This window comes from Acidovorax sp. Root70 (assembly GCF_001428225.1).
Lineage (GTDB): Bacteria > Pseudomonadota > Gammaproteobacteria > Burkholderiales > Burkholderiaceae_C > Acidovorax.
Window position 1 is genome coordinate 90,945 of the sequence record NZ_LMHQ01000008.1, and the last position, 21,410, is coordinate 112,354.

The 21,410-nt window shown below is 66.2% G+C and carries 15 protein-coding genes; 7 read left to right on the forward strand and 8 right to left on the reverse strand.

Annotated elements, in window-relative coordinates:
• Positions 1–64 precede the first annotated feature (64 nt).
• From ASD94_RS05985 to ASD94_RS05995, 3 genes are all read left to right on the forward strand, one after another.
• Complete coding sequence (locus ASD94_RS05985) at positions 65–2,266, forward strand: TonB-dependent siderophore receptor (protein ID WP_056639921.1); 2,202 nt, start codon at positions 65–67, stop codon at positions 2,264–2,266.
• Between the two features lie 437 nt (positions 2,267–2,703).
• Positions 2,704–3,672, forward strand: a complete 969-nt coding sequence (locus ASD94_RS05990; RefSeq protein ID WP_056639924.1) for a porin — start codon at positions 2,704–2,706, stop codon at positions 3,670–3,672.
• A gap of 295 nt (positions 3,673–3,967) precedes the next feature.
• Positions 3,968–4,690: an SUMF1/EgtB/PvdO family nonheme iron enzyme gene (locus tag ASD94_RS05995; protein WP_056639926.1), complete on the forward strand. Its 723-nt coding sequence runs from the start codon at positions 3,968–3,970 to the stop codon at positions 4,688–4,690.
• A 25-nt stretch (positions 4,691–4,715) separates the two neighbouring features.
• On the opposite strand, the gene ASD94_RS06000 is transcribed toward ASD94_RS05995, so the two are convergent.
• On the reverse strand, positions 4,716–5,489 hold the full coding sequence (locus tag ASD94_RS06000; protein ID WP_056639928.1) for a hypothetical protein: 774 nt from the start codon (positions 5,487–5,489) through the stop codon (positions 4,716–4,718).
• 190 nt (positions 5,490–5,679) lie between these two features.
• Positions 5,680–7,116, reverse strand: a complete 1,437-nt coding sequence (locus ASD94_RS06005; protein ID WP_056639931.1) for an NAD-dependent succinate-semialdehyde dehydrogenase — start codon at positions 7,114–7,116, stop codon at positions 5,680–5,682.
• Between the two features lie 88 nt (positions 7,117–7,204).
• On the opposite strand from ASD94_RS06005, the gene ASD94_RS06010 reads away from it, so the two are divergent.
• The gene (locus ASD94_RS06010; RefSeq protein ID WP_056639935.1) at positions 7,205–8,377 is read left to right on the forward strand and encodes a pyridoxal phosphate-dependent aminotransferase; all 1,173 of its coding nucleotides are present in this window, start codon (positions 7,205–7,207) and stop codon (positions 8,375–8,377) included.
• Between the two features lie 1,040 nt (positions 8,378–9,417).
• Here the strand turns inward: ASD94_RS06010 and ASD94_RS06015 are convergent.
• The 4 genes from ASD94_RS06015 to ASD94_RS06030 all read right to left on the reverse strand — a co-directional run bounded on the left by ASD94_RS06015 (position 9,418) and on the right by ASD94_RS06030 (position 16,889).
• Positions 9,418–10,914: an efflux transporter outer membrane subunit gene (locus tag ASD94_RS06015; RefSeq protein WP_056639938.1), complete on the reverse strand. Its 1,497-nt coding sequence runs from the start codon at positions 10,912–10,914 to the stop codon at positions 9,418–9,420.
• 100 nt (positions 10,915–11,014) lie between these two features.
• A complete protein-coding gene (locus ASD94_RS06020) occupies positions 11,015–14,248 on the reverse strand; it encodes an efflux RND transporter permease subunit (protein ID WP_056639941.1) in 3,234 nt (1,077 codons plus the stop codon).
• Between the two features lie 28 nt (positions 14,249–14,276).
• Positions 14,277–15,539, reverse strand: coding sequence for an efflux RND transporter periplasmic adaptor subunit (locus ASD94_RS06025; protein WP_056639944.1), 1,263 nt, complete (start codon positions 15,537–15,539; stop codon positions 14,277–14,279).
• A 468-nt stretch (positions 15,540–16,007) separates the two neighbouring features.
• Positions 16,008–16,889, reverse strand: a complete 882-nt coding sequence (locus ASD94_RS06030; protein ID WP_056639947.1) for an alpha/beta hydrolase — start codon at positions 16,887–16,889, stop codon at positions 16,008–16,010.
• 192 nt (positions 16,890–17,081) lie between these two features.
• Between ASD94_RS06030 and ASD94_RS06035 the strand changes: the two genes are divergently transcribed.
• The 3 genes from ASD94_RS06035 to ASD94_RS06045 all read left to right on the forward strand — a co-directional run bounded on the left by ASD94_RS06035 (position 17,082) and on the right by ASD94_RS06045 (position 18,938).
• Positions 17,082–17,999: a LysR family transcriptional regulator gene (locus tag ASD94_RS06035; protein WP_056639950.1), complete on the forward strand. Its 918-nt coding sequence runs from the start codon at positions 17,082–17,084 to the stop codon at positions 17,997–17,999.
• Between the two features lie 159 nt (positions 18,000–18,158).
• Complete coding sequence (locus tag ASD94_RS06040; protein WP_056640113.1) at positions 18,159–18,440, forward strand: VF530 family DNA-binding protein; 282 nt, start codon at positions 18,159–18,161, stop codon at positions 18,438–18,440.
• 6 nt (positions 18,441–18,446) lie between these two features.
• Positions 18,447–18,938, forward strand: a complete 492-nt coding sequence (locus tag ASD94_RS06045; RefSeq protein WP_056639952.1) for a hypothetical protein — start codon at positions 18,447–18,449, stop codon at positions 18,936–18,938.
• Here ASD94_RS06045 and ASD94_RS06050 read toward each other — a convergent pair.
• Both ASD94_RS06050 and ASD94_RS06055 read right to left on the reverse strand, forming a co-directional pair.
• The gene (locus ASD94_RS06050) at positions 18,904–19,863 is read right to left on the reverse strand and encodes an alpha-E domain-containing protein (protein ID WP_056639955.1); all 960 of its coding nucleotides are present in this window, start codon (positions 19,861–19,863) and stop codon (positions 18,904–18,906) included. The two genes, ASD94_RS06045 and ASD94_RS06050, sit on opposite strands and share 35 nt — an antisense overlap.
• Positions 19,864–19,865: 2 nt before the next feature.
• Entirely contained in the window at positions 19,866–21,389 is a 1,524-nt protein-coding gene (locus ASD94_RS06055; protein ID WP_056639959.1) for a circularly permuted type 2 ATP-grasp protein, read from the reverse strand.
• Positions 21,390–21,410: the final 21 nt, after the last annotated feature.

Genomic DNA, 21,410 nt, shown 5'->3' on the forward strand with positions numbered 1-21,410 from the left:
CTGAACCACCCCGCGCCCGGCGTCCTCGCCCTGCCCATTTCTTGAACCATCGGAGAACAGCACCATGACACCTGGCATCACTGCCTGCCGCACCGCTATCGCCCACGCGGCCTTGCTCGCCCTGTGCGGCGGCGCTCACGCGCAGCAGGCCGCGCCTGCAGGCACCCCGGCCCCCGCGGCGACCGCAGCCGTTGCACCTTCCGCAGAAAAGACCCTCGCCCCGGTCACCGTGAGCGGGGGCAGCGGGCAGGAAAACCCGACCGCCCCGGTCACCGGCTTCGTGGCCCAACGCGCACTGTCGGCCACCAAGACCGACACGCCGCTCATCGAAACCCCCCAGGCCATCAGCGTGATCACGCGCGACCAGATGGACGCCCAGGGCGTGCAAACGCTGCGGCAGGTGACGGCGTACACCGCGGGCGCGGTGTCCAACTACTTTGACAGCCGCGTGGACAGCTTTGCCGCGCGCGGCGGCACCGTGTCGCAATACCAGGACGGCCTGCTGCGCACCTACGGTACCTACAACACCAGCCGGCCAGACCCATACACGCTGGAGCGCGTGGAGTTTCTGCGCGGCCCCACGTCCGTGCTGTACGGCCAGGGCAGCGTGGGCGGCGTGCTCAACCTGACCAGCAAGCGCCCGCAGGCCGACACCCTGCGCGAGGTACAGGTGCAGTTGGGGAACAACGCTCGCAAACAAATTGCGGCCGACCTGACAGGCGCGCTCGACCAGGACGGCCAGTGGCTCTACCGCCTGGTGGCCGTGGGCCGCGACAGCGGTACGCAGGTGGACCATGTGGACGACAACCGCGTGGTGTTTGCCCCATCGCTCACCTGGAAGCCCAATGCCGACACGTCGCTCACGCTGCAGGCCCTGCACCAGAAGGACCAAAGCGGCTCGCTCATCGGCTTCTTCCCGTGGCAAGGCACGCAGCTGCCCAGCCAGTACGGCCAGATTCCGCGCAACACCTTCATCAGCGAGCCGGGCTGGGATGCGTACGACACCAGCAACAACTCGTGGGGCTATTTGTTCAGTCACCGTTTGAACAGCGACTGGACGGTGCGCCAGAACCTGCGCCGCACCGTGAGCGAGGTGGACTACCGCACCATCTACACCAGCTTCACGGCCAACGCCGCCACAGGCCGCCCTGCGCGCCCCGTGTTCAACAGCGACAACCGCACACTGGTGCGGGACGCGGTGTGGAACCTCAACACCGGCCGCATGCTGCTCGTCGATACACAGCTCGAAGGCAAGCTGCAGGCGGGCAGCACCGCGCACACGCTGCTGACCGGCCTGGACGTGCAGCGCAACCACACCGGCCAGCAGGCCTGGCGCGCGGTGGCGTCGTCCATCGATGTGTACAACCCGGTGTACGGCAACTTCACGCCGCCCACGGCGGCACAGCTGGTGCGCCAGCCCAGCGTGGTGCAAAAGCAGCTGGGTTTCTACGCGCAAGACCAGATCCAATGGGGCCGCTGGACGGCCACGCTGGGCCTGCGCCATGACAGCGCCCAGACCGACACCGAAGGCCGCCCCGCCGCTGCCGTGGACGACAAGGCCTGGACCAAACGCGCGGGCGTCACCTACCAGATGGACGGCGGCTGGGCACCGTATGCGGGCTATTCCGAATCCTTCCAGCCCCTGGGTGGGGTCGATGCGTACGGCACTGCCTACAAACCACAGCGCGGCGAGCAATGGGAGGCGGGTGTGAAGTGGCAGCCGCCGGGCCAGGGCATCAGTGCATTTGCCGCCGTGTACACCCTGCGCGAGAAGAACCGCAAGACCACCGACCCCAGCAACCCGCTCAACAGCCTGCAGATCGGCGAGGTAAAGGTCAACGGCTTCGAGGCCGAAGTGCAGGCCAGCCTGGCGCGCCAGTGGGACTTTACGGTGGGCTACGCCTTCACCGACGCAAAAATCAGCCGCAGCAACGCAGGCGACCAGGGCCAGCCCGTGGCCAGCGTGCCCCGGCACACCGCATCGGCCTGGCTGAGCCACCGCTTTGCAGCCCAGGGCCGTGGCGGCTGGGTGGTGGGCGCGGGCGTGCGCTACACCGGCTCGCAGTGGAGCGGCACCAGCGCCATCACCACCCCGGCGGCCACCCTGGCCGATGCCATGGTGGCGTACGACGCGGGCGACTGGCGCGTGGCCTTTAACGTGGTGAACCTGACCGACAAGGTGCACATCACCCAGTGCCTGGCACGCGGGGACTGCTTCTACGGACAGGCGCGCACCTACACGCTGACCTCGACGTACCGGTTCTAGGGGCCCGTTGACGATCCCTCAAGGGGTCGTCGCCCACTCCACAAACCCAACCAGCCGCCCTGCAGCGCTCGCAGTCCTCGCAGCGCCTGCCCGCCGGCAGCAGCCTGGGTGCTGCGGCACGCCGATGGAAGCCCGCAGGGGGCTTGCACCACATTCGCGACCTTGGCTGGGGCGCTGGGCTACGCCCTCGGTCGGTTCTGGCGTGCCTTACCAGAACCATGTTGCGCCGCAACGACATTTGGATGACAAAAAGGTGTTTACCCCGCTGGCGGCCAATCACGGCGGCCAGTAGCATCCCCCTCCGTTGCAAAGTGCAACGATCACATCACCACAGGCATCAAACTTGCTTGTAGCGGCGGCCCAAAGGCATCACCCCTGTGCGTTTTTGGCCGGTGATTATTTGTCATCAAACAAAATTTGATTTAAGGAACTCGCGAATGAAAACATTGAACCGCTGCGCCCTCGCCGCGCTGGCCCTGGTGGGAACGTCTGCAGCCTTTGCACAGAGCAGCGTCACCCTGTACGGCCGGGTCAACACCAGCTTCGAACACCAAAAAGATGGCGATGTCTCCAAGACCGGCCTGTTCAACAACTCCTCGCGCTTCGGCTTCAAGGGCCAGGAAGACCTGGGCGGCGGCCTGATGGCGGGTTTCCAGCTGGAAAGCGGCTTTGACTCCAGCTCTGGCGCTTCCGACTCGCGCGGCATTTTTGCCCGCCAAAGCGAAGTGAACCTGTCCGGCGGCTTCGGCATGGTGCGTCTGGGCAACTTCACGTCCGAGTCGTACTACGCAACGGCCGACTTCATCAGCAACCACAACCACGACACCGGCTCGTCGGCTGACGCTCTGTACGCCTACCCCGCCCGCGACGTGAACAAGATCGCTTACCGCACCCCCAGCCTGGGCGGCGCAACGTTCGAAGCCGGCTGGGCCCAGCACGAGCAGCCCAGCGGCACCGGCGGCAAGAACAGCATGGACCTGGCTGCCAACTACGAAATCGGCAAGCTGGGCCTGGGCGCTGGTTACTCCAAGCTGGGCGACCAGAACCAGTTCGCAGTGCGCGCTTCCTACTCCACCGGCCCCTTCGTGATGGGCGCCTACGTGCAACGCGACAAGAACGTGTTCATCGCCAACGGCGGCAACCGCACCAACCTGCGCCTGTCGGCCGCTTACATCATGGGCGTGTCCGAGTTCCACGTGAACGTGGGCCGTGCCGGCAAGTACTCCAACGTGGCTGATAGCGCCGCTACCCAATACACGCTGGGCTACAACTACAACCTGAGCAAGCGCACCAAGATCTACACGTACTACACCCGCATCAACAACAGCCAGGCAGCCACCTACGGCGTGTCGGCTCCGGGTAACGACTTCAGCTCCTTCGCCGTGGGCGTGCGCCACAACTTCTGATGGCGCCCCACACGCTGCTGCCCTGACTGGTGGGAGGGCAGACACACAGCCAATTACCCCGCGCTTCTTTTCTTGGGAGTGCGGGGTTTTTTATGCTTGCTACCCGCCAGACAGGGCGCATAGCCCTTTGGCGGACTCGGCGCCGACCACTCAACCCGGCGGCAACACAGGGCCACTCGGCGCCTTTCAGCCATTCAAAATCCAGCCCCACCCACAGGCTCTTGCAGCGGCAGATACTCTGCGCCACACCGGCCCGGCATAGGCTGCCTGGCTGTGAAGCGGGGAGCACAGGACCATGCCAACACCGCGCCACGCAGCCATCGCCACCCTGGCGTTCTGGGCCCTGGCCGCATCTGCACAGACCCCAGCGCCCGTAGTGCTGGACGACCTGCGCGGCCTGCGCATCGACAAAACCGAAGTCACCATCGCCCAGTTTGCGCGCTACGCGCGAGCCACCGGCACCACCACCCGTGCCGAGCGCGAAGGTGGCGGTTTTGAATACGTGAGTGGCTGGCAGCGCCGCGCGGGCTGGACCTGGCAGCGCCCCGACGGCTCACCGCCCGACACCGACCAATTGCCCGCCGTGCACCTCACCCACGCCGAGGCCCAGGCCTACTGCCAATGGGCGGGCGGCCGCCTGCCCACCGCCGCCGAGTGGCGCACCGCCGGCTTTACCGAGCTGCGCAGCCAACCGCCCGCGCCCTGGGTGTGTGGCACCACCTACCCCTGGACCACAGGCCACAGCCCGCAGGGCGCCAACACCAGCGACCCCGACCCCTGGCCCCGCGCCGCGCCCGTCAACGTCACTGCGGCCGGGGTGAACGGCCTGCACGACATGGGTGCCAACGTTCGGGAATGGGCGGCCGATGCGCGCGGCGAAGAGCTGCGCACGATGGGCGGGTCCTGGTGGTATCCCGCGTCGCAAATGCGCGCGGATGTCGAGGCCTGGAAGCCTGCGGACTTCTATGCGGTGTATATCGGCTTTCGCTGTGTGTACGACCCAGTGAAACAACGCTGAGAACCCGTACTGTGCGGGTGCGAACTCAGTGCCCGCCGAACCTCGCCACCTGCCGCAGCCCGCCCGCCAGGCTCCAGAGCGATACGCACCAGCCGTCGCACCCCTCAAACACCACCAGCCCTGGCAGATCGTTGCCGTCGATGTCCACGTAGCTGTCGGGCTTGCCGGGCACCTCGCCCATGTAGGCATAGCCGCTACTGCCACGCACAAAAACATGGTGCCGCTGGGCTCCGTAAAAAGCGTCCGGGTCGCGCACCACCCTGCCAGGCACCACCACGGTGGTGCGTGCGCCCTGGGTCTGCTGAACCGTGCGTGCCGCACCCCATTGGAGCTGGCGGCGCAGCGCGCCAAACCGGCGGTCGTCCGAATGCACGAACGACTGCAGCGCGCCCAGCTGCTCGGCGTCGGGTTTTGCAACCACCCACAGGGGCGTGCGCGGCGGCGTGAGGGCGAAGAGCCGGTACTGCCGGGTGTCTGATTGCGGCACGGGCCCTTGCACGGTCATGCCTGCAGCGTAGGGCTCTTCCTGCCCGGCAGACCTCTGCGGCAGGTCTGCCTTGCACTGGTAGCGGGTGCCTGCCTGCAGCGCAAACACCGACGCACCGGCATTGCAGTGCCGCACCAGTTGCTGCAAGTGCGCGGGGTTCTCAAAGTGCGCCCACACAGGGCCATCGTCGGGCGACAGCCAGGCAAAGAACAGTCCGGGCCGCTGGCTGGAGCTCTCCTTCTCCTCGCCCGCCCAGGCAAGGGGCACGCAGGCCAGCGCAATGATGAGGGCAAGGCATTGCCAGGGCAGCATGGGCGGGGCACTCCTGAATTGGGGGGGGACGCTGGGTAACTGCCATCTATGGTGGCCGCAGATCTTCAACGCCACGCCATTGTGCCGCCCCGTGCAGTCTTCAAAAAGCAAAAAGGCCCCCGGTGCCCATGGCACCGGGGGCCTGTGACTAACGCGCTCAGAACCTGCCCAGAAAGCGCGATGGTCACACTCACACGTTCATGATCGACACCAGGCGCGTGTTCATATGCGCCTCGATGGCCTCGGGGCCACCCTCGGAGCCGTAGCCCGAATCCTTCAGGCCGCCAAATGGCAGCTCGGCCGCAGGGGCGGCCGCTTGGTTGATCCAGAGCATGCCCACTTCCAGGCGCTGGGCCAGAAGGTGCGCGTTTTTCAGCGACGAGGTGAACGCATAGCCCGCCAGGCCAAACGGCAGGCGGTTGGCTTCGGCAATGGCGTCTTCAATCTTCTCAAACCCGCGAATCGCGGCCACGGGGCCAAAGGGCTCTTCGTTCACGATGCGGGCCGACAGGGGCACATCGTTCAGCACGGTGGGCTGGAAGAAGTTGCCTTCGTTGCCGATGCGCTCGCCACCGGCGAGCACCTTGGCGCCCTGCTGCACCGCATCGGCCAGCAAATCGGCCATGGCAGTAATGCGGCGCGGGTTGGCCAGCGGGCCCATCTGCGTGCCAGCCGTGAGGCCGTCACCGACCTTCAGGCCCTGGGCATATTTGGCGAACGCGGCCGCAAAGTCGGCGCGGATGCTTTCATGCACCAGGTAGCGCGTGGGCGAAATGCAGACTTGGCCCGCATTGCGGAACTTGGCGCCGCTCCCGATCTTGATAGCCAGTTCCAGGTCGGCGTCTTCCGCCACGATCACCGGGGCGTGGCCGCCCAGTTCCATCGTCACGCGCTTCATGTGCTTGCCCGCCAGCGCCGCCAGCTGCTTGCCCACGGGCGTGGAACCCGTGAACGTGACCTTGCGGATGATGGGGTGCGGAATCAGGTAGCTGGAGATTTCAGCCGGGTCGCCATAGACCAGGCCCACGGTGCCTGCAGGCACGCCAGCATCGGCAAACGCGCGGATCAACTCGGCGGGGCTGGCCGGGGTTTCTTCAGGTGCCTTGACCAGGATGGAGCAGCCCGCGCCCAGCGCGGCGGCGAGCTTGCGCACCACCTGGTTGATGGGGAAGTTCCACGGCGTGAAGGCCGCCACGGGGCCCACGGGGTCCTTCAGCACCATCTGCGTGGCCTTGAGGTTGCGCGAGGGCACGATGCGGCCATACACACGCAGCGACTCGTCGGCAAACCATTCGATAATGTCGGCCGATGCCATGGTCTCGACCTTGGCCTCGGCCAGGGGCTTGCCCTGCTCTTGCACCATGATGGCGGCTATGGATTCGGCGCGCTCGCGCATCAGAGCCGCAGCGCGGCGCATGGTCTTGGCGCGCTCGGCGGCGGGCATGTCGCGCCAGGCTTCAAAGCCCTTTTGTGCGGCGTCCAGCGCGCGGTCCAGGTCCACCTTGGTGGCATGGGCCACACGGCCAATTTCTTTGCCCGTGGAGGGGTTGAACACGGCAAGGGTCTTGCCTTCGGCGGCGTCTTGCCACTGGCCTGCGATGAAGAGCTGGGTGTTGGGATAGGTCATGAGCGTTGGTTGGTCAGCCAATGTGGTGAAAAAATCAAAAAAACGACTATACGCCTGCGATGATGGCTGTGTATTTCAAGGAGATTGCATGCGGGAAGTAGTCCAAAGCCTCGAAGAGTCGCGCATCCGCGAAGTGGCCAACGAAGGCCTGGGGCGCAGCGATGTGCTGAAGTTCTGGTTTGGCGAGAGCGACGAGGTAACGCCCGATTTCATCCGCGAGGCGGCCATTGCGTCGCTGCAAAAGGGCGAGACTTTTTACGCCCACAACCTGGGCCTGCCCGAGCTGCGCCACGCGATTGCGGGCTACATGCACGGCCTGCACCCCCAGCAACACACCGATGCATGGTTTGACCGCATCGCCGTCACATCGGGCGGCGTGAACGGTCTGATGGTGGCCGTGCAGGCGCTGGTGGACGCGGGCGACGAGGTGGTGCTGGTCACGCCCGTGTGGCCCAACCTGGTAGCGCAGCCGCGCATTCTGGGCGCGCAGGTGCGCACCGTGCCGCTGGTGGCCGACGCACAGGGCGCTTGGCGCCTGGACATGGACGCACTGCTCGGTGCCATCACGCCCACCACGCGCCTGCTGGTCGTCAACGCCCCCAACAACCCCACGGGCTGGACGCTGACGCGCGAGGAGCAGGCCACCATCCTGGCGCACTGTCGCCGCACCGGCACGTGGATTTTGGCGGACGAGGTGTATGAGCGCCTGTACTACGCGGGCGACACGGCCAACGGCGCCGCCCCCAGCTTTCTGGACGTGGCTGAGCCCGAGGACCGCTTGGTGGTGACGCACAGCTTTTCCAAGAGTTTTCTGATGACCGGCTGGCGCCTGGGCTGGCTGGTGCTGCCGCCATCGCTGACGCCAGCGGTGGCCAAGCTGATCGAGTTCAACACATCGTGCGCGCCCGTGTTTGTGCAGCGCGGGGCGACGGTGGCGCTGCAGCGCACGGAGGAGGTGACGCCTGCGCTGGTGAACCATCTGCGCAACTGCCGGGACACGCTGGTGCCGCTGCTGGCCGATGTGCCTGGGGTGTCGGTGGCCACGCCGCGTGGGGGCATGTATGCGTTTTTCCGCATCGACGGGCATGACGACTGTCTGACGCTGGCCAAGCGGCTGGTGCGGGAGGCGGGGTTGGGGTTGGCGCCGGGCAGCGCGTTCGGGGGTGAGGCGTCGGGGTGGTTGCGGTGGTGTTTTGCGAGTCGGGATGTGGGGAGGTTGGAGGAAGGGGTGGGGAGGTTGAGGGGGTGGTTGAAGGGGTGATGAGCGGCTTTTTGAGCCTTTTTGGCCGCAAGCGCCAGTGAAATATGCGCTGGTAGCTATTGATTTTGTAGTGCTTTCTTGTGGGCGCTGAGTTGGCCGCATGCCTGGGTTGAGGGCGGAGGCCGGGAGTCGCCCGGCGTGCGAGTCCCTTTCTTTCGCGTCGCCGAAAGAAAGGAACCAAAGAAAGGGCGACCCCACTGTCTGCGTCCCCTNGGAGGCCGGGAGTCGCCCGGCGTGCGAGTCCCTTTCTTTCGCGTCGCCGAAAGAAAGGAACCAAAGAAAGGGCGACCCCACTGTCTGCGTCCCCTGCGCTTCGCTACGGGGCAATCTGCGGTGCTCGGGTTTGGCGGGGTCTCGCTCGAACTCGCTTCGCTCAGACAATCGCGATCCCTGATCCGCCAAACCCTGCGCTCCTCGGCGCATCCAGAGGGGCAAAGGAAGCAGAACAGCCACACGGGCCTTTGCTTCGCTCGGCCCAGCTTGCGCAGCGCGTGGCGCTTGCGCCCGCAAGACGAGGCCGAGCGCAGCAATGGCCCGAATGGATGTTGGCTGTTCGGCTGTTCGGCTGTCCCACCCCTGCTGGCTGCGCCTGCGGCGGGGAGGTTGCGGGGTGGCATGGGCGTCGCAGCGCCCATGCTTCGTGAACTGACTCGCCGTGGATGTCTGAACGAAGCTGCAACGCAGCGCAGTGAGTTCCACGGCGCACCCCGCAACCGCCCCGACGCAGGTTTGCCCCTTCGCACCGCGAAGGGGTCGCAGACTGGGGGTCGCCTTTCTTTTGGGTACTTTTCTTTGGCGAAGCAAAGAAAAGTACCTCGCCCGCCGGGGCGACTGAAGGGGTCGCAGACTGGGGGTCGCCTTTCTTTTGGGTACTTTTCTTTGGCGAAGCAAAGAAAAGTACCTCGCCCGCCGGGGCGACTCCCGGCCTCCGCCCTGAACAAAGGCACGCCACCCAATCAGCGCACAAAAACCAAGACTACAAAATCAATAGCTACCAGCGCATATCCCACTAGCGCCTACAGCCAAAGTTGTAAAAAAACCTACTGCGACATAGCCGCCATCTTCACCGCAGGCTGATCCCCCCACCCACCACCAAGCGCCCGAATCAACCCCACCGTCGCCACATACTGCGCCGTCCGCACCTGCAACTCCTGCCGCCGATTGCGCAACTCGCTGCGCCGCGCGTCCAGCAACTCCAACTGGCTCACTAGCCCATTGCGATACCGCACATCCGACAACTGCGTCGCCCGCCGCGCAGCCGTCACCGCCCGCCCCTGCGCCTCGGCCTGGCCGGACAACAGACGCAGCGAAGTCAGCTGATCCTCAACGTCACGAAACGCATTGAGCACCTGCCCCCGGTGGTCCGCCAGCGCAGCCTCCAGGCGCGCCTTGGCGCCTTCGATCTGCGCATCGCGCTGGCCGCCGTCAAAGATCGGCAGCGACAGCAGCGCACTCACGCCCCAGGCACGGGCCGACCACTTGAACAGATCACCCAGCTCCGGCGACGCATGCCCCGCATTGCCCGTGAGCGTGACGGCAGGGAACCACGCCTTCTGCGCCACGCCCACGCGCGCTTGCGCGGCCAGCACGGAAGTTTGTGCGGCAGACACATCGGGTCGGCGCGCCAGCACCGTGCCGGGTACACCGGGGGGAATCACCGGCAACGCAGCATCGCCCGTCGCGGGCGGCAGCACAAAGCCACTGGCCACCTCGCCCGCCAGCACGGCCAGCGCGTTGCTGAGCAGGGCCTGCTGGCGCTGCAAGGCCAGCGCATCGGATTCGGTCGCGGCCACCTCGGTCTGCACACGGGCCACGTCCAACTCGGCCACATCGCCTGCCTGCAAGCGGCGCTGCGTGAGGCGCAGCGTGTCCTGATAAGCGGCCAGGCTCTCTTGCACCAGCACCTGCTCGGCTTGTACCGCACGCAGTTGCAGGTACGTTTGCGCCACATCGGCCTGCACCATCAGGCGCGTGCTTTGCAGCAGGGCTTCGCGCGCATCCGCATCCAGACGTGCGGCGTCGCTGGTTTGCGAGAGGCGACCGAACAGGTCCAGCTCGTACGAGGCATTGAGCCCCGCCGTACCCAACGTGGCGGGGGCTGCGCTGCCGGTGGTGGCAGCGCCCGCCTGGCGCGTCACGCCCGCTGATGCACCCACTTGCACCGAGCGCGCGGCATCGGCAGAGCGCAGCAGCGTGCGCGCCTCGGCCAGCCGTGCTACCGCCTGCTGGATGCTGGTGTTGGCCGTGCCCGCGCGCTGCACTAGGTCGGCAAGCACCGGGTCTTGAAAGCCCAGCCACCACTCGCCGCGCGGCTGCGCCTCGGCGGGGGCGGCCACCGTCCAGGGGGCCGTGGGCAGCGCGTCGCCCCCTGCCGTGAAGCTGGCCGGCACGGGCACCCCCGCATGCGGCGCGGGGGCCACGGGCTGGGTCATGCAACCGGCCAGCACCAGGGCGGCGGCCAGGGGCGCCAGCAGGCTGCGCTTGCGCACTGCGAGGGCTCCGTCGGTGGAGTTCTTTGTCAAAAGCAAATCGGTCATAGTTGTTCTCCTGCCCCAGCCACTGCACCCGCTGCATTCGGCAGCGCGGAGTGCTTGGCGGGGGCCACAAAGATGTTTGTTGTCACCGTGGTCAGAAGCATCACTCGTGCTCCTTGCGCGGCGCGGCCAGCACAGGGTGGGCCGTGCCACCGGTGCCCGGGGCGTGCGAGATAGGCGCCACATGTGCGCCATGCTCCACCAGCGGGCGGTTGCCCGCCAGCTTGCGCAGCAGCACATAAAACACGGGCGTGAGGAACAGGCCGAAGGCCGTCACCCCGATCATCCCGGCGAACACCGCCACGCCCATGGCGCTGCGCATTTCGGCGCCCGCGCCGGTGGACAGCACCAGGGGCAGCACGCCCATCACGAAGGCCAGCGAGGTCATCAGGATGGGGCGCAGCCGCAGTCGGCTGGCCTCGATGGCGGCCTGCACGGGGGTGCGCCCGGCAAACTCCAGCTCACGCGCAAACTCCACGATCAGGATCGCGTTCTTGGCCGATAGCCCCACCAGCACGATGAGCCCGATCTGCGTGAACACGTTGTTGTCGCCCTTGGTGAGCCACACGCCCGTCATCGCGGCCAGGATGCCCATGGGCACGATCAGGATGATGGCGATGGGCAGCGTCAGGCTTTCGTACTGCGCGGCCAGCACCAGGAACACCAGCAAGATGGCCAGCGGGAACACCAGCACGGCGGAGTTGCCGGCCAGGATTTCCTGGTAGGTCAGCTCGGTCCATTCGAAGGTGATGCCCTGGGGCAGCGTCTCCTTGGCGATGCGCTCGATGGCTGCCTGGGCCTGGCCCGATGAATAGCCGAGCGCGGGGCCGCCGTTCACGTCGGCCGCGAGATACCCGTTGTAGCGCATGGCGCGCTCGGGGCCGAAGCTCGGCTCCATCTTCATCAGGGCCGACAGGGGCACCATCTCGCCGGTGGCAGAGCGCACCTTGAGCAGGCCGACATCTTCCGCCCGCGCCCGGTAGGCCGCATCGGCCTGCACGCGCACACTATAGGTGCGGCCAAACTGGTTGAAGTCGTTGGCGTACAAGCTGCCCAGGTAGATCTGCAGCGTGTCGAAGATGTCCGTCACCGGCACACCCAGCTGGCGCGCCTTGGTGCGGTCGATGTTGGCGTACAGCTGCGGCACGTTGACCTGCCAGCTCGTGAACAGGCCAGACAGCTCCGGCGTCTGGTAGGCCTTGCCCATGAAGGCCTTCACGGCGTTGTCCATGGCTTCGTAGCCCAGCGATGCGCGGTCTTCGATCTGCAGCTTGAAGCCGCCCGTGGTGCCCAGGCCCGCCACCGGGGGCGGCGGGAACATGGCGATGAACGCGTCCTGGATGCTGCCGAAGGCCTGGTTCAGTTGGCCTGCCACGGCGCCGCCGCTCTGGTCGGCGCGGGTGCGCTCGGCAAATGGCTTGAGCGTGGCGAACACGATGCCGGAGTTGGAGCTGTTGGTGAAGCCGTTGATCGACAGACCGGGGAAGGCAATCGCGTCTTCGACGTTCGGGTTCTCCTTCATGATCTCGCCCATGCGGCGAATCACGTTCTCGGTGCGGTCCAGGGTGGCGCCATCAGGCAGCTGCGCAAAGCCGATCAGGTACTGCTTGTCCTGCGCGGGCACGAAGCCGCCAGGCACGATCTTGAACAGACCCACGGTGGCCCCCACCAGCGCGAGGTAGATCACGAACATCAGCGCCTTGCGGCCGATCACACGCTTGACGCCGCCGCTGTACGCCTCGGAGCCACGATGGAACAGGCGGTTGAAGCCACGGAACAGGCCGCCAAACACCTTGTCCATGCCACGCGTGAGCGCGTCCTTGGGCTCATCGTGGCCTTTGAGCAGCAAGGCGCTCAGCGCGGGCGACAGGGTCAGCGAGTTGATGGCAGAGATCACGGTGGAGATCGCGATGGTCACCGCGAACTGGCGGTAGAACTGGCCTGTCAAGCCGCTGATGAAGGCCAGCGGCACGAACACCGCCACCAGCACCAGCGCAATGGCGATGATGGGGCCGGACACCTCGCGCATGGCGCGGTAGGTGGCCTCGCGCGGGGTCAGGCCCGCCTCGATGTTGCGCTCGACGTTCTCCACCACCACGATGGCGTCGTCCACCACGATGCCGATGGCCAGAACCAGGCCGAACAGGCTCAATGCGTTGATCGAGAAACCCAGCAGGTGCAGCACGGCAAACGTGCCCACCACCGACACCGGCACAGCCAGCAGCGGGATGATGGAGGCGCGCCAGGTCTGCAAGAACAGGATCACCACCAGCACCACGAGGGCGATGGCTTCAAGCAGCGTGTGGATGACCGACTGGATGGACGCCCGCACGAACTGCGTGGGGTCATACGCAATGCGGTACTCCACGCCTTCGGGCATGTTCTTCTGGATCTCGTCCATGGTCTTGCGCACGTTGGCCGAGATGTCGAGCGCGTTGGAGCCAGGCGCCTGGAACACACCCATGCCCACGGCGGGGTCGTTGTTGAGCAGCGAGCGCAGCGAGTAGTCGGCCGCACCCAGCTCCAGACGGGCGATGTCGCGCAGGCGCGTCACAGCACCATCGGCACCGGTCTTCACGATGATGTCGCCGAACTCTTCTTCGGTCTGCAGGCGGCCCTGTGCGTTGATGGACAGTTGCAGGTCCACGCCGGGCAGACCGGGCGATGCCCCGACCACGCCGGCGGCAGCCTGCACGTTCTGGCCACGGATGGCGGCCACCACGTCGCTGGCCGAGAGGCCGCGCTGCGCCACCTTCTGCGGGTCGAGCCATGCACGCATGGAGTAGTCGCCACCGCCGAAGACCTGCACCTGGCCCACGCCGCCGATGCGGGCGAGGCGGTCCTTCACGTTGAGCACGGCGTAGTTGCGCAGGTAGTCGATGTCGTAGCGGTTGTTGGGCGAGACCAGGTGGACCACCATGGTCAGGTCCGGCGCGCTCTTGACGGTGGTGACGCCCAGGCGGCGCACTTCCTCGGGCAGGCGCGGCTCGGCCTGCGAGACACGGTTCTGCACCAGCTGCTGGGCCTTGTCGGGGTCGGTGCCGAGGGCAAACGTCACCGTGAGCGTCATCACGCCGTCGGTGGTGGCCTGGCTGCCCATGTAGAGCATGCCTTCCACGCCGTTGATGGATTCCTCCAGCGGCGTGGCCACGGTCTCGGCGATCACCTTGGGGTTGGCACCGGGGTACTGTGCGCGCACCACCACGGAGGGCGGCGCGACTTCAGGGTATTCGGAGATGGGCAGACCGCGCAATGCGATCAGCCCCCCGAGGAAGATGAGCACCGACAGCACACCAGCAAAGATGGGGCGGTCGATGAAAAAGCGGGACAGGTTCATGGATGCAAATTCCTTGGTTCCGGCGCGCTCAAGCGGCAGGCGACTTGGCGGCGGTCTTGGCTTCCTTGCGATCACCCGCAATCTCGGCCTTGGCGGTCATGGGCACGGGCTGGGGTGCGACCACGGCACCGGGGCGCACGCGTTGCAGGCCATTGACGACGATGTTCTCGCCCGCCTTCAGACCCGAGGTGACGACGCGCAGGCCGTCAATCGGTGCGCCCAGGGTGACCTCGCGGTACTCGGCCTTGTTACCTTCGCCCACCACCATCACGAACTTCTTGTTCTGGTCGGTGCCCACGGCACGCTCGTTGATCAGCAGCGCCTGCGTGTTGCGGGCCTGGCCCATGCGGACGCGGGCGAACTGACCGGGGATCAGCGAGCCGTCTTCGTTGTCGAACACGGCGCGCACGCGCACGGTGCCGCTCTTGGCATCGACCTGGTTGTCGATGAGCTGCAAGCGACCGGCGTAGGGCGTACCGCCCGTGGTGCCTGTGCCCATCTGCACAGGGATGCGCTCGATGAGCTGGCGGGCGCTGTGGCCCTTGGAGCCGCTTTGCAGGTCTGCCAGCGCCTTCACCACGATCTGCTCGTCGGTGTCGAAGCTCGCGTAGATGGGGCTCACGGACACCAGCGTGGTCAGCACCGGGGCGCCCGCACCGGCCGCCACCAGGTTGCCCACGGTGACTTCGATACGGCCCACACGGCCCGCCACGGGGGCGCGCACCTGGGTGTACGAGAGGTTCAGCTTCGCGGTCTGCAGCGCAGCCTGGGCCGCGCGCAGGTTGGCATCGGCCTCGCGCTGGGCGTTCAGGCGCTCGTCGTGCTCGCGCTGGGCAATGGCTTTTTCGTCGAGCAGGCGCGTGGCACGCTCCAGCTCGCTGCGGGTGTACGACAGGCGGGCCTGCGCGGCGACCACTTGGGCTTCGGCGCGGTCCACCTCGGCGGCGTAGGGGGCCGGGTCCACCGTGACCAGCAGGTCGCCCTGCTTGACCAGCGAGCCTTCGCGGAAGTGCACGGCCTGCACAGCGCCCGAGACGCGGGGGCGTACGTCCACGCGCTGCACGGCTTCCAACCGGCCAGAGAACTCGTCCCACAGGGCGATGTCCTTTTGCAGCACGGCGGCCACCGACACCGGCATGGCAGGGGGTGCAGAGGGGGCGCTATCTGCATGCGCCACGGGCGCCTGGAACACCAGAACGGCAGCCGCCACGGTGGCCGTCACGGCCGTGGCAAGGGTGGCCAGACCCAGGGGGCGGCGCTGGGAGAACTTGGAGAAGGATGGGAAGTTCATGGTCACTTTCGATCAATAGGTGTGCCCTTGTGAAGCACGCTGTGAAACTTGTCTGCCGTGCGCTGGCGCCTGTGGGCTGCGCTCGACAGGGGTCAATGCAAAGGGGGCGGAACGCAGTCTCGGCAATGACACGGTGGAAAGGTCAATACCCCGGCGACAAACACCGGGGCGGCCTGCGGGTCATCGTCAAAAGACGGTACGGCCGGGTGCGCTGTGACAGCGGCCGCAGGCCAGCGAGATCAGGGGTGCATGCATGGTGTGTTCTTTCCTCCGTATCGTTTGAATGGTTAGCGCGGGCTCCAGGACGTGCAGACCGGACAACGCCGGGCAAGCGTTTCCCCTCCGGCACGCCAGGCCGGAAATCAAGGTAAAAAAAGGAAGGGGGCTCGCGCCGAGCCCGCATTTCTCTGCCTCCACCCAAGGTGAAGGTCAGCAGCTTTCAGGGAAATGAAAGGGTGTCAGTGGCCGTCAGGACGGCACCGGACTTCGCGTGGCCGCGAAGAACTGCCGGAACTGCTCCTGCGCACCCACCGCACAAGGGCATTCGTGTGGGCCGGTCTGCAGCAGGGCATCGGGCCACTGCGGGTTCTTGGAAAACACGTGGCGGGTGACCGACAAGCCGGCAGCCTCCAGCCGGGCCGCGTAGGCCAGCGCCTCGTCATGCATGGGATCGGTGTCACCCACCAGGATCAGCGTGGGCGGCAGCCCCGCCAGGCGCTGTGCGCCGGCTGGCACGGCATAGGGGTGCTCGGCATCGCGCGGGCAGCGCAGAAAGTTGCGCCAGCCCTCGGTCCACTTGCAGCCCGTGGAATCCCCCGTGGCCTCGCGCAGCGACGCGGTGCCCACGCAGGGGTCCAGCATGGGCGACAGCAGAATCTGCCCGGCCAGCGGAGGGTGCGACTGGTCGCGCGCCATCAGCGCCACGGCCGCCGCCAGGTTGCCACCGGCTTCTTCGCCCGCCAGGTACACGGCAGCGCCCTGCCCGCCGAGCTTGGTGCGGTGCTTGTGCACCCACTTAAGCACCCCGTAGCCCGTGTCCACCGGCTGCGGAAACGGCGTGAGCGGATAAGCGACCGACACCACCACCGCCCCGGCGCTCTCCAGCAGCGAGGCCACCGTGCAGCCGTTGTCCAGGTCGCCCGACATGAAGGCCCCACCATGGAAGTGCACGACCACCGGCGACGTGTGGCCGGTCTTCTTGCGGCCATACATGCGCACGGCCACGTCCTGCCCCTGGGCCACCTCAATGGTGGAATCGGTGCAGACGGACGAAGCCGCACCAGACGCCTTGGCGGGCGCCGCAGCGGGCTGCGTGGGCAAAGAGGACGAGGACGGGTGGTCGGGCTGCATGGCAGGTACCCAGTAGTTAGGTGATGAGGTGGAGGATCGGTTGACGATGGATGAAATGTAGTGGCTTGGGCTTTTCTGATAAACAGGTCAAACACCACCGCACTGTTTCCAAAAGCTCAACAATCAAACCAGGGTGCCCGTGTGAGAATTCCTCAGCACCCAATCTGGGTGCTGATGACTCAAGGAGAAGCCATGGACCAGATTCAGGCCATGCGCATATTCGTGCGGGTGGTGGAGGCCGGCACGTTTACCCGGGCAGCGGATTCACTGAACCTGCCCAAAGCCACGGTGACCAAGCATGTGCAGGCGCTGGAGGAGCGGCTGCGCGTGAAGCTGCTCAACCGCACTACGCGCCGCGTGACGGTGACGCCCGACGGCGCAGCCTACTACGACCGCACGGTGCGGCTGCTGACCGACCTGGACGACATCGAGGCCAGCATGACCAACGCGCGCGCCAACCCGCGCGGGCGGCTACGCATCGACGTGGGCACATCGGTGGCACAGTTGCTCATCATTCCGCACCTGGCGGAGTTCCATGCCCGCTACCCGGACATCCAGGTGGACCTGGGCGTGAGCGACCGCACGGTGGACCTGATCGGCGACAACGTGGACTGCGTGATCCGGGGGGGCGAGCTGAGCGACCAGTCGCTGGTGGCGCGCCGCATTGGCAACCTGGAGTTCATCACCGCCGCCGCGCCCGCCTACCTGGAGCGCAAGGGTACCCCCACGCACCCGCTGGAGATCGAGGAGAAACACGCCAGCGTGATCTACTTCTCGCCCCAAAGCGGGCGGCACTACCCGCTGGAGTTTCGCCGGGGGGATGAGTCCATCGACATCACCGGCCCCTACCAGTTGAGCGTGAACGAGGCCAATGCCTACGTCACTTCCATCGTGGCGGGCCTGGGCATTGGCCAGATCACCAGTTGGCAGGCCCAGCGCTACCTGGACAGCGGAGCCCTGGTGCAACTGCTGCCCGACTGGACCCAGCCCCTGCTGCCGGTGTACGTGGTGTACCCACCCAACCGTCACCTGAGCGCCAAGGTGCGCGCCTTTGTGGACTGGGCGGCCGAGCTTTTTCAGCGGGAAGACCATCTGCAACGCAAAGCCTGAACCTCACTTTGCGCCGCTTTGCGTCGCCCGTCCAGGGTAACGCGAACCGTGGTCTGGCGCGGCCAGCCCTGCAGCGGCGCCAGTGGGTTTCTCGTCTGCAGCAAACGACAGGACCGCAACAAGAGCCCGGGTACGTTCCCAGTCTGTATGCTTGGCGCCATGAGCATTCCAGAGACCCCGCCGCCCGCCCCACCGGCCAACAAGCCCGCCCAGCCGCGCAATCCCCTGCACGGCGTGACACTCGAAGCCATGGTGGTTGGCCTGGCCGATTACTTTGGCTGGGATGAATTGGGGCGGCAGATTCCCATCCGCTGCTTCCAGATCGACCCCAGCGTGGGCTCCAGCCTCAAATTCCTGCGCAAGACCCCCTGGGCGCGCGAGAAGGTCGAAAGCCTCTACCTCTTCATGCTGCGGGACCAGCGGCGCAACGCGCAGGAATGACCTGCGATGCACGCCACCCCACACCAGACACCACCAGCCCAGACGGCGTATTCAGCGCAGCTGAGCGCTCGGTATCGCAATTTTTTGGTACCCCTGCTGACGCTGTGCACCGTGGGTGGCTTCAATGCGCTGCTGGTGGCCCGGTCTGGAACGGGTGATGCGGGTTGGTGGCCGGTGGCCTGGCTGGCCACCGTGTTCCTGGGGATTTTCTTCAGTGCCGCCTTCATGGCCATGGCGGGTCGTCGCAAGCTCCCGGTGGCCTACGGCATCGCTCTGGGTTCGTTTGTGGGTCTGGGACTCACGGCCTATGGGGTTCTGGTGGCGAGCCTGCACGCCCCTTGGGGCGTGGCAATGCCCGACTGGCTGCGCGGCACGCAGGCAAAGGCCTTGCTGGGATCACCCTGGGCCCCACTCCTCCCCTACGGAGCGGGGCTGGCTTTGCATGGCGCAGTCCTGCTGGTTTTCAATCGCCGGACGTCACCAGGAAATCGCGGCTGATCCCCCCCCCGAGGTCGTTGACCCGGTCCAGAAACTGCGTGAGGAACGCATGCAGGCCGGTGGCCAGGATCTCGTCGATGCGACCGTACTGCAGGTCGGCCAGCAAGCGCCCTGCCCTGCGGCTCGTTTCGGCGGACTGGCCGTTGGCCAGCACAGCCAGGTTGTCCACCACCTCGCGCAGGCAAGCGTGCAGCGAGCGCGGCATGTCGCGGCGCAGGATCAGCAGGTCGGCCACACGGCCGGGCGTGATGACGTCGCGGTACACCTTGCGGTACACCTCGAACGCCGACACGCTGCGCAAGATCGCGCTCCAGTGGTAGAAGTCGCTCTCCTGGTTGCGCTCGCTGGGCCGGCCAAAAAAGTCGTTCTTGACCGCATGGAACTTCACATCCAGCAGGCGCGCAGTGTTGTCCGCACGCTCCAGGAAGGTGCCCATGCGCAAGAAGTGAAACGCCTCGTCCTGCAGCATGGTGCCCAGCACCACGCCACGCGACAGGTGCGAGCGGTATTTCACCCACTCAAAGAACTGGCCCGGATCGCGCTCAAACGCGCCACCTTGGAGCTGCCGGTGCAGCTCCAGCCAGGTCTGGTTCTGGGTCTCCCACACCTCGGTGGTCAGCGCACCGCGCACAGCGCGTGCGTTCTCGCGCGCGGCGCGCAGGCACGACAGGATGGATGATGGGTTGTTGCCGTCGCGCACCATGAACTCGAGCACGTTGGCGGGCGTGACCTCGCCATGCTTGGCGGTGTAGGCGGGGATGAGCTCGCTGATGGACAGCAGGCCCTCCCAGCCGGCCTGCGCCGCGTCAGCGGACTGGGGCAGCAAGGACATTTCATAGCTCACATTGAGCATGCGCGCGGTGTTCTCAGCCCGCTCGGTATAGCGGGACATCCAGAACAAATGGTCGGCGGTACGGCTCAGCATGTTCAGAAGCTCCCTTGCGATTGACTTTGCGACTGACCCTGGGATTGGGACTGCCCTGCCTTGGATGACGCAGCAGTCGCCCCCTCGCCCAGCACCCAGGTGTCCTTGGTGCCCCCGCCCTGCGACGAATTCACCACCAGCGAGCCCTCCTGCAGCGCGACACGGGTGAGCCCACCTGCCACCATCTGCACCTCGCGGCCGCTGAGCACGAAGGGGCGCAGGTCGATGTGGCGCGGGGCAATGCCGCTTTCCACATAGGTGGGGCAGCTGGAAAGGCTGAGCGTGGGCTGCGCAATGTAGCCCGAGGGGTTGGCGATCAGCGCGCGGCGGAAGTCTTCGATCTCGGCCTGCGTGGCGGCCGGGCCGATGAGCATGCCGTAGCCGCCTGCGCCGTGCACTTCCTTGACCACCAGGTCCTTGAGATTGGCAAGCACATGCTGCAGGTCGTCCGGCTTGCGGCACATCCAGGTGGGCACGTTTTTCAGGATGGGCTCTTCGCCCAAGTAGAAGCGGATCATCTCGGGCACATAGGGGTACACCGATTTGTCGTCGGCCACGCCCGTGCCCACGGCGTTGCAGATGCCCACGTTGCCCGCGCGGTAGGCCTCCATGAGGCCGTAGCAACCCAATGTGGAATTGGGACGGAACACCTGCGGGTCGAGGAAGTCGTCGTCCACGCGGCGGTAGATCACGTCCACCCGCTGCAGGCCGCGCGTGGTGCGCATGTAGACGAACTTGTCCTTGACGACCAGGTCCTGCCCTTCGACCAGCTCCACACCCATCTGCTGGGCCAGGAAGGCATGTTCGAAGTAAGCGCTGTTGTGCATGCCGGGCGTGAGCACTACCACCGTGGGCTCGTCGGCCGTGGCCGGGGCGCTGGCGCGCAGGGTTTCGAGCAGCATGTCGGGGTAATGCGCCACGGGCGCCACCTTGTGCAGGCTGAACAGCTCGGGGAAGAGCCGCATCATCATCTTGCGGTTTTCGAGCATGTAGCTCACGCCGCTGGGCACGCGCAGGTTGTCTTCCAGCACGTAGTACTCGCCGTTGCCCTGGGCATCGGGGGCACGCACGATGTCGATGCCTGCAATGTGCGCGTAGATGTCTTGGGGCACATGCACGCCAGCCATCTCGGGGCGGTACTGCGCGTTGTTCAGGATGAGGTCGGCGGGCACGATGCCGGCGCGGATGATGTCCTGGCCGTGGTACACGTCATGGATGAAGCGGTTGAGCGCGGTGACCCGCTGCACCAGCCCCTGCTGCATGCTGCTCCACTCGTGGGCGGGGATGATGCGGGGGATCAGGTCAAACGGAATCAACCGCTCGTTGCCTGCACCGCCTTCGTCCTTGGCGCCGTACACGGCAAAGGTGATGCCCACGCGCCGGAAGATCATCTCGGCTTCGGCCCTGCGGGCCTGCATCACGTCAGGGGGCTGTTTGCTCAACCACTGCGCGTAGCGCTTGTAGTGCTCCCGCACGTCGCTGCCGTCAAACGGCAGCATGGCGTACATCTCGTCAAATTTCTGCATGAACGGGCCTCCTGCGTTCAG